At 44.8% G+C, this 5,751-nt stretch carries 7 protein-coding genes; 5 read left to right on the top strand and 2 right to left on the bottom strand.

Annotated features, from left to right (window positions below):
- Positions 1-261 precede the first annotated feature (261 nt).
- A complete protein-coding gene (locus ACYVEA_RS34180; RefSeq protein ID WP_461117874.1) occupies positions 262-429 on the top strand; it encodes a hypothetical protein in 168 nt (55 codons plus the stop codon).
- Complete coding sequence (locus ACYVEA_RS34175; protein WP_461117873.1) at positions 426-602, top strand: hypothetical protein; 177 nt, start codon at positions 426-428, stop codon at positions 600-602. Before ACYVEA_RS34180 ends, ACYVEA_RS34175 begins: the two co-directional genes overlap by 4 nt.
- An 80-nt stretch (positions 603-682) precedes the next feature.
- Here the strand turns inward: ACYVEA_RS34175 and ACYVEA_RS34170 are convergent, their stop codons facing one another.
- Together ACYVEA_RS34170 and ACYVEA_RS34165 are read right to left on the bottom strand one after the other, a co-directional pair.
- Positions 683-811 (bottom strand): hypothetical protein, encoded by a 129-nt coding sequence (locus ACYVEA_RS34170; RefSeq protein WP_461117872.1) that lies wholly within the window; start codon positions 809-811, stop codon positions 683-685.
- A gap of 168 nt (positions 812-979) precedes the next feature.
- Positions 980-1,999 (bottom strand): IS110 family RNA-guided transposase, encoded by a 1,020-nt coding sequence (locus ACYVEA_RS34165; protein WP_461117871.1) that lies wholly within the window; start codon positions 1,997-1,999, stop codon positions 980-982.
- A gap of 1,428 nt (positions 2,000-3,427) precedes the next feature.
- On the opposite strand from ACYVEA_RS34165, the gene ACYVEA_RS34160 reads away from it, so the two are divergent.
- The 3 genes from ACYVEA_RS34160 to ACYVEA_RS34150 are packed head-to-tail and all read left to right on the top strand — an operon-like array spanning position 3,428 to position 5,680.
- Positions 3,428-4,027 (top strand): Riean_0653 family protein, encoded by a 600-nt coding sequence (locus ACYVEA_RS34160; protein WP_461117870.1) that lies wholly within the window; start codon positions 3,428-3,430, stop codon positions 4,025-4,027.
- Positions 4,028-4,058: 31 nt separating this feature from the next.
- Positions 4,059-4,379 carry a hypothetical protein gene (locus tag ACYVEA_RS34155; protein WP_461117869.1) on the top strand — a complete coding sequence of 107 codons (321 nt, stop codon included), beginning with the start codon at positions 4,059-4,061 and terminating at the stop codon, positions 4,377-4,379.
- Positions 4,376-5,680: an esterase/lipase family protein gene (locus tag ACYVEA_RS34150; protein ID WP_461117868.1), complete on the top strand. Its 1,305-nt coding sequence runs from the start codon at positions 4,376-4,378 to the stop codon at positions 5,678-5,680. Before ACYVEA_RS34155 ends, ACYVEA_RS34150 begins: the two co-directional genes overlap by 4 nt.
- Positions 5,681-5,751: the final 71 nt, after the last annotated feature.

Here is a 5,751-nt window from a genome sequence, read left to right as displayed (position 1 = left end):
TTATTTATTAGGGGGGTGGCACCGGAGCTTTGTGTCAACAAAAAACCGAAAAATACAACGCGTATGCTACAGATAGTTGTTGACAGTTATTAAAAAATGCCCGTTTTAAGAATCAGATACGTGAAGCCTTATTCGTCTCGCTTTGGGGGAGCTAGCCGAACTTCAGGAGGATGAGCTTAATAAGCTTTGACAGTTGCCCTGCGCTATCAAAACTTAACTTCGGGGTAAAAACGTTATATTTGTAAAGCAACCCTACAGGCAATGGCAACAGATACCAAAACCTCCAAAACGTCAGTTAAAAAGTCCTCTGCCAGTGGCCAGCTTGCCAACAAGTCAAATATGAAGGCAGGGCTAGGCTTATTCAAGGACAAAATCGTCAGCGAGTCGTCGGCTTGGGTGGATGACCTGCGCGTGACGATTAAGAAATGAAGAAATATTTACTGGATACGCACATCCTGATCTGGTGGCTAACCGATTCGCCCGATTTACAAGCCCCAGTTAAAATGATTCTTCAAAACGGGCTAATGAATTTTACGTCAGCTATGAAAGCCTTCGTGAGATTGTCATCAAGGCTAAGCTCAAGCGGGCTGATTTTCAATTAAATGGGATTACCATTGCCGACATTGCCAATGCGTTACGCGAAACGCTAGGCGTGAAACTTCTGCCATCGAAGATCGTCCACCTAGCAAAATTGGAAGCCTTGATCCCGATACACAATGATCCCTTCGACCATATTCTGATTAGCCAGGCCATTGCCGAGCGGTTGATTCTTATAAGCCACGATGGTAATTTTCCCTTTTACGAAAGTCAAGGTCTGAAGCTATTAAGAGCTTAAATTCCGTATATCTCTAACAGAGATAGTCTGACTCTTGCTCGAAAGAGTTCACCAAAAAATTCGTCCCCTCGTCTCAAATGGGAGGGTATTACGAGACATTTACTTTTTAATATCTGTCCAATCTAATCAGTAGATTTCTATGATTCATACAAGAGGGGAAGAATAAATATTTTCATATTTCTGCCCGCGCCGGACGCAAGCGAAAATGCGTAACACGATCTTATTGCGAATGTTATTGAGGACTAACATTTTGTTTTTGCCTTCGGCGACTTTACGATCACAATAGGCCCGAAACTCATCCGAATGGCGACTGGCTGATAAGGCCGCTAAGTGCAATAGGGCTTTTACCTTTTTATTCGCGATTCGGCTCACTTGAGGTTTGCCTCGTTTGCGACCAGAGCTCTGCTCAAAAGGCACCACCACTCCTGCATAACAAGCGAACTTCTTAGGATCTTTGAAATCCTTGAATTCATTGGTCGTGATGATAATTTCGGTCGCCACAGCTACCCCAACACCTTTAATTGAGGTGACGATCTCGAACAAACTATTCAGTTCTGGATCTGAATTGATGACTTCCCGGATGGCAGCATCTATTCCTTTTAAGTCTTTCTTGAGAGCAGTCAGTGAATGAGTACAAGTCTTGGTATCGTTTTTTAAATCACTTTTACTAACAAAGCCGGTTGATTCGGTCAGCGGGACATTGAGCATATGGATGGCACTAACCAAGCGTTTGCGAATGGCGGTTAATCGATCAAGTTGCTCAACTATTTCACGCTTGGGTTGCCATAAGTGGGCATCCTCCCAGTTTTTATAGGCATATCGGGCGATTTTAATCGCGTCGACCTTATCGTTCTTAATCCGGCTTACGCCCATACTTTCCCTAAGCTGAGTGGCTTTCTCAACCCAAATAGAGGCTTGCTTTGGTAAAAGAAACGTTAATAATGGGTTGTTGTAAATACCCGTGTGCTCGAGACAGAAAAGGCTATTGTGAATAGTAGCTTTCGTGGTTGCCTTAAGTTGGCGAAGGAAGGTTTGGATACCCTTACGATCGTTACTCACTTCAAGGTGAAACAGCAACTGATTCGACTCGACTACAGCAAAATCAAGTTCGCTTTTTGAGACATCGATTCCAATAAAGTAGCGGTACTGACAGGCCTGGTTCATTATTTTGTAGAGATTAAAAGGGAACAATAAACCGCATCCTGAACAAAAGCCATTACGCCACGGGGCGCCCCGCTTTCTAATGGGTCGTTAGCCCGCATTTCTATGGCTCGGGCCACCCCGTTGGATCTGGTGTTCAAGAACCCCACAGAGGCTTAGATCTACTGATAGGTCTTACCTGGCATACGCTTTAAGGCAACTCTGCGGGGCCTGCCGAAGCAGTAGGGGTAGCTCACATTTGTGAGTATACAAGGTAACTACAATCGAAAAGTGAACCTTGGAATAATATCATGGCACAAACCTAAAGGCATACGAGCTGTTGGGTTTGCCCAGGGATAGGTAATTCAACTTTCATAAGGGGGGCTTGCTAGTAGTATTAATTTACGCATCCCCCCCCGGATTCCTTGGCCTTAGTGGCTGTTAATGAGCAATATAGCTCCCTCCCTTTCCCCTTTATCGTTTTGCATGAAATCGTGGTGTTTCGAGCGTGCTGTATGGTGTACGATTTTCCGATTGGCATTCGGACAGGACTGGTCCCTTCAGCTACCTTGTCTATTACAGATAAGGAGTTATAGCTACAAATCCTAGGGTGGTCCCTAGATTCGTTACTTGGTTTTTTTGCCTTTTTAGTGGATAATTTACGACCCGCCTTTAAGATAACTGTCACAGGAATAGAGCTTTAATCCTAGAAATCGATCCGATTCAAAAGCCTAAAGTCGGAATTGGTGTACCAGCAGGATTTCCAAACTCAAGCCATAGCTGAATAGGCTGTTTTTGAATACATTGAAGTCTGCGGGGCTACCCGTGCGGTATAATCGTCAACGAAGGAACTGCTCCGGCATCGCAGTGGCCACCCCGGTCGGCGCTAGGCTATCTTTCCCCTTTTGATTATTATAATGGGCAACTGCAAAATGTTGCTTAAAATTTGTCCCGGGGACCACCTCCAGTGTTTTGTCGCAAGTCCAGTTGGGGCTTCAACGAGTAGTCAGACATTTTTCAAACCGGTCTCCCACGTTATTTGGCCTTCAACGATGGCGAACATAAGAGCACCCCTAAATCTCAAAAACACAATTGGTATTTTTTATTTACTCAATATTATTTTGTAAGCACTACAACCTTCCGCTTTATTTTGGAATCTAAAAAGCGGTAACAAAAGAATAGAGAGTTGAAGGGCTTGGTACGATATATAGTCTCAAAGTAGGGCTGGTACCCGTTGCAAATGGATTGGCGTTAAACTATAGATGAAAAGTCAAGCAATAGGGAGTAGTAAGGCTTTTTTATTGTGGTAAAGAATAGGGAATACTACTGGTAATTAGCCTGTTATGAAAAGTATTAACTTTTTGGCTCGTCCGCCAAATAGAAATTAGCCGATACCTTAGGCTCATATGCTCGACTAGCTACTTTTTATGTAAATAAAAACTTTCACCTCTTATGAAGCCTATTCATGTTTTTACACTTCTCTGGTTAGTATTTAGTTTAGGTCGCTGTAGCTGCAATCCTGAGCCGGCTCCTTCTGACCAATTACCGGCTGAAACGCAGGAAGGCAAAAATACGTTTGGATGCCGGGTCAATGGAGACGTCTGGTTGCCCCGAGCCAGTGTTGGCCTGGCTATACCTTCTGGTGTGGATTTGTCCTATGACCCTGGGTTCGATGGGGGAACGATGAGTCTAAAAGCCACAAGATGGTACCGCGATGCGAAGGATCAGCTGATTAGTACCCGAGACTACATCGATGTGGCGATTGGCCAACTGGTGAAACCAGGTCAGTATTCGCTCAATACAGTGGATAAAGCTGGTGTCGGCGATTATTCAACCGGCACCCAGGATGAACGTGATAAAACAAAACAAACTACGTGCATATATAACGAAACAGGTGATACCCGCGTGGGTAGCTTAACAATTACGAAACTGGATATGGCCAAGCGTATTATGGCGGGTCGCTTTGAGTTTACTATAACCAAAAAGGATTCAATGCCCAGTTGCCCTAAGATAATCAGAATAACCGATGGCCGCTTTGACATGACGTTTTAACTTTTTTATTCCCATTTAACGGTTAAAAACTATGAAATTGCACATCTTCCTGCTTGTCCTGCTTGTCTCAACAGTCAGAATAAAGGCTCAGTCACCCGATGACTACCGGACAAAAATGAACAGTGTGTTTGCCAATGTTAACAAGGCTGACATCACTACGGGTTATCTATCGGAATATGCCTATCCCTTGATGCCACTCGAAAATTTTGATGGCGGTCTCAACAGCAATAATGTAACGAATACCCAAATCTGGCAGCTTCTTTATGCTACCTGGTACAGCGCCTACCTAGCCCGACCAGTATTCCCGGCAGTTCTCCTGGTTCAGTCAATACGGCGATTCAGAACGCCTTGAGCAGTTCGTCAACTATTCCGATTTCAACCTTACTGGCTAAGTATAATACGTTAAAATCGGATGCCGTAAGCAATAACTTGTTGAGTGTGTCAAACGACCAGCTTTATGACGTACCCGGGCGGCCACAAAGTCCTTATGAGGAACGTAATCTATTTGCCGTTGCCCCCGCTAAATCATTTTCTTCGTCGAATCAACTTTCGTTTGTCTTTAATTCTTCACTGGTTTGGGGGAATGGGCCATCGATCAATGCCATTGAGATTGATTTTGGCGAAGGGGCTGGTTATCAGTCTGCCAGTTGGGGAACGCCTATAAGCCATACGTTTTCCAGCACCGGTGGCAAACGAGTCAAGGTAAGGGTTACTCCTTCCGTGGGTAGTACAGTCGAGAGTCATTTCGATTTGCAAGTGCTTGATATCGATGTATGTGTAGGCTGCCGGTATAGCCAACTGTTTGATGCGACACAAACCTTTTTTCCTTCCGGTAGCCATTCGGGAGGAGTAGCTTTCATCCATTATAGCCAAAATAATACCTCCTCACCCCGTCGAATTGTTAAACCACTTATTGTGGCTGAGGGCTACGATCCCCATACCGTAGCCCCACTTTTAGCTGATAATTATACGTTTAGAGATTTCATTGCCGCCATTAATAATTTAGGCGGTGCCAGTCCCAACTCGTATGATTTTAATGCTGCTTTAGATAATGCAGGCTACGATCTGGTGTTTCTGGACTATAACAACGGTACGGACGATATTCCGCGCAATGCTGCGCTGCTACAGGAAGTTATTCAGTGGGTAAACGGCCAAAAGCAATCAGGCGATTCGCAAAATGTGGTGATGGGTCAAAGCATGGGTGGTTTGATTGGACGTTACGCGCTGGCACAAATGGTCCGGAACAACATCGATACGCAAACGCGGCTGCTTATTACCCACGATAGTCCTCATCGGGGAGCGAATGTACCGTTAGGCGTTCAGATGGCAGCCCGCCTGGCAGGTAGCATCAATTTTTCGTATAATATATTTGGTAACTCGGTCAGTAATGCCAGCGTCCGGGACATGATTCCAGAATTAGATCAGTCGCTTCGTTTGTTTGATGCCCCGGCCACCAATCAATTACTGATTATTCGGGCCACCAATGGTACAGGGAGCACGGCCACCAACACGTTTTTAGATAATGACTATCGTAACATGGTCAATCTAAGTAGTACGCCGTACCGCATTGTGGCCACCAGCAACGGCTCCCAATGCGGTACGGCTCTGTTTGCTCCCTCGACTACCTTAAGTAATAAGACAAAATTAGTTTAATAGATATTGTTTTTAGTTCTTTGCTGCTAAACCGACTGAACTTTGGGCAAGCGACGTACCATTGACCTGAC

It is taken from the genome of Spirosoma jeollabukense (assembly GCF_054777855.1).
The sequence above is the reverse complement of the archived record's forward strand: the minus strand, read 5'-3'. Positions and strand labels throughout refer to the sequence as shown.

Excerpts from the sequence above, each read along its gene's own strand:
- ACYVEA_RS34165 (WP_461117871.1), bottom strand. The coding sequence starts at position 1,999 with ATGAACCAGGCCTGTCAGTACCGCTACTTTATTGGAATCGATGTCTCA.
- ACYVEA_RS34160 (WP_461117870.1), top strand. The coding sequence starts at position 3,428 with ATGAAGCCTATTCATGTTTTTACACTTCTCTGGTTAGTATTTAGTTTA.
- ACYVEA_RS34175 (WP_461117873.1), top strand. The coding sequence starts at position 426 with ATGAAGAAATATTTACTGGATACGCACATCCTGATCTGGTGGCTAACC.
- ACYVEA_RS34155 (WP_461117869.1), top strand. The coding sequence starts at position 4,059 with ATGAAATTGCACATCTTCCTGCTTGTCCTGCTTGTCTCAACAGTCAGA.
- ACYVEA_RS34180 (WP_461117874.1), top strand. The coding sequence starts at position 262 with ATGGCAACAGATACCAAAACCTCCAAAACGTCAGTTAAAAAGTCCTCT.